This window comes from Streptomyces carpinensis, from assembly GCF_002154505.1.
In the GTDB taxonomy this organism is placed as follows: domain Bacteria; phylum Actinomycetota; class Actinomycetes; order Streptomycetales; family Streptomycetaceae; genus Streptomyces; species Streptomyces carpinensis.
In genome coordinates this window covers 1-2,143 of sequence record NZ_MUBM01000559.1, presented here as the reverse complement: position 1 = coordinate 2,143, position 2,143 = coordinate 1, and the positions used below count along the sequence as shown (strand labels likewise).

Annotated in this window: 2 protein-coding genes and 1 tRNA gene; 1 reads left to right on the top strand and 2 read right to left on the bottom strand. The window is 69.9% G+C overall.

Annotated features, from left to right (window positions below):
* On the bottom strand, positions 1-485 hold a 485-nt coding region (locus BZY54_RS46030), incomplete at its 3' end, for a DUF3662 domain-containing protein (protein WP_143668342.1).
* A 573-nt stretch (positions 486-1,058) separates the two neighbouring features.
* On the opposite strand from BZY54_RS46030, the gene BZY54_RS46025 reads away from it, so the two are divergent.
* Positions 1,059-1,142: transfer RNA gene (locus tag BZY54_RS46025), tRNA-Leu, on the top strand.
* A 134-nt stretch (positions 1,143-1,276) separates the two neighbouring features.
* Here the strand turns inward: BZY54_RS46025 and BZY54_RS46020 are convergent.
* Positions 1,277-2,077, bottom strand: coding sequence for a dioxygenase family protein (locus BZY54_RS46020; RefSeq protein ID WP_086731292.1), 801 nt, complete (start codon positions 2,075-2,077; stop codon positions 1,277-1,279).
* Positions 2,078-2,143: the final 66 nt, after the last annotated feature.

The following is a 2,143-nucleotide window of genomic DNA, read 5'->3' as shown; positions in this document are numbered from 1 at the left end:
GGCATGGGAGGCGCGGCCGCGGGCGGGTAGCCGTACCCGTCCTGGGTGCCGGGGCGGCCGGGCGCGGCCGGCGAGGGCCCCTGGGGGCTCTGCGGGGCCTGCTGGCTGCTGGAGGAGGCGAGCGTGCGGCTGCGCACCCGGTACAGGCCGGTGTCGAGGTCGTCCGCCTTCTCCAGGTGGACCTTGATCGGTCCCATGAAGGTGTAGCGCTGCTGCTTGGCGTAGTCGCGCACCATGCCGGCGAGCTCGTCGCCGAGCTGGCCGGAGTAGGGGCTCAGGCGCTCGTAGTCGGGTGCGCTGAGCTCCACGATGAAGTCGTTGGGGACGACCGTGCGGTCGCGGTTCCAGATGGTGGCGTTGTTGTCGCACTCGCGCTGGAGCGCGCCCGCGATCTCCACGGGCTGGACCTCGGACTTGAAGACCTTGGCGAAGGTGCCGTTGACCAGGCCTTCGAGACGCTGCTCGAACTTCTTCAGGACTCCCATGGGGCACCTCCTCCGTCGTGGCCGTCGCTGCGGGTCTTGCCTGTGTCGCCTGTGTTGCCGGCCCCGCGGATCCTGTGGATCGTGCCGGGCCCGTCCGTGGTGCGGGTCGTGCTTTCGTGCTGCTTCGTACTGCTTACCTGGTACTGCTTACTGATCGTATCCACGCGCCGGTAAATCGGCTGGTTCCCCCTGTCGGCCCCGTCGACGGATGTCGGCGTCTGCTCCTTCGTCCCTGTTCCTGCGATGCGCACTGCGTACTTCTGCCCAGGATCGTAGAGGCGGCCGCAGACCAGTGTCCCGCACCCGAGGGTGGACCCGGCCCGCCTCCCGGGGAGACGGGTGGGACCGGTACGAGGTTGATACGTGAACAGACACAGGTTGATACGGAGTGGGGTTTTCCGGAGGTGCGGGGGCCGGGCCTCCTGGAGAAAGCGTCGCAGGCCCGGCGGGGTCGATGGGCGCCTGCCCCGGGAAAGGGATGTGAACCCACCCTGGTCGGCGTGCTAATGTTCTGGGTGTCGGAAGGCGACGGGCCCGAAAAACAAGGGAACGGAGCCGGAGGACACACCCAATGCGCGGGTGGCGGAATAGGCAGACGCGCTGGATTCAGGTTCCAGTGCCCGCAAGGGCGTGGGGGTTCAACTCCCCCCTCGCGCACAGCGGAAAGCCCCGTAGGTCTAGGACCTGCGGGGCTTTCGCGTTGCCCGGTACGCATCCTTCTTGTCGTTCCGCGGTTCTGACGGTTCCTGAGGTCCCTGCGGTCCTGTGAGGAAGGTCTCAGGCGGGGAGGGTCACTCGCGGGCCCACAGGGCGGGGACGTCGGGCGGCTCCCAGCCGGTCATGGACGTGTGGGCCTGGACACACCGGTAGGCGGCTCCGCCGTAGGTGACCCGGTCGCCCGCCTTGTAGGCCTGGCCGGGCGCCCAGGTGCCGCCGGGCGGATCGGTCGGCGGGTCGGTCGGGCCGCCCGGACCAGGTGTGCCGTCGACGTTCAGGACGAAGTCGAAGGTGCCTTCCTTGCCGCTGCCGGCTCCGCGGACGGCCATCAGCAGCGCCGCGTCGAAGAGCGTGTCGGTGGAGTTGCGCGGTTCGCCGGGGAAGTACAGCTGGGTGGTGAGCACGGGCTGCCCGGGCGCCTGGGCCTTGACGTGGATGTGCCGGGTGCGGCCTGGGTAGAGGCCCGGCACGATCGTGCCCAGTGAGAACGCTCCGGTGGAGTCCGTGAACTGGTGACCCCGCAGGGTGTACCCGGCCATGTCGTAGTTGCCGGCGTCGTCGGCCTGCCAGAAGTCGAGGAGCGCCCCCGGCAGCGGGACGCAGTTGCGGCCGAGGACGTAGCCGCTGACGGTCAGCGGGGTACCGGCGGTGCCCGGCGTCACCAGTTTCGTGCGCAGCGGGGAGTTCGGCTTGAAGTACGGGCCCTCGATCTGGTCGTGGGTGGGGCCGTCTCCGTCGTCGCAGGTGGGCGTCGCGGGAAGGGACCGTCCAGGGCCCGCGGAGTCCCGGGCGAGCGCCACCGTGCCGGTGAGCAGCGGAATGGCGGCACCGGCGGCGACGGCCGCCGCCTTGAGCAGGCTCTTCCGGCTGATCATGCGCTCGGGACCGGGAGCGGGACCGGGACCGGGGGTGAGGCCGGAGGCTGGCTATTATACACATCT

Bases quoted from the DNA above. Each gene is read 5' to 3' on its own strand.
- BZY54_RS46020 (WP_086731292.1), bottom strand. From the start codon at position 2,077: ATGATCAGCCGGAAGAGCCTGCTCAAGGCGGCGGCCGTCGCCGCCGGT.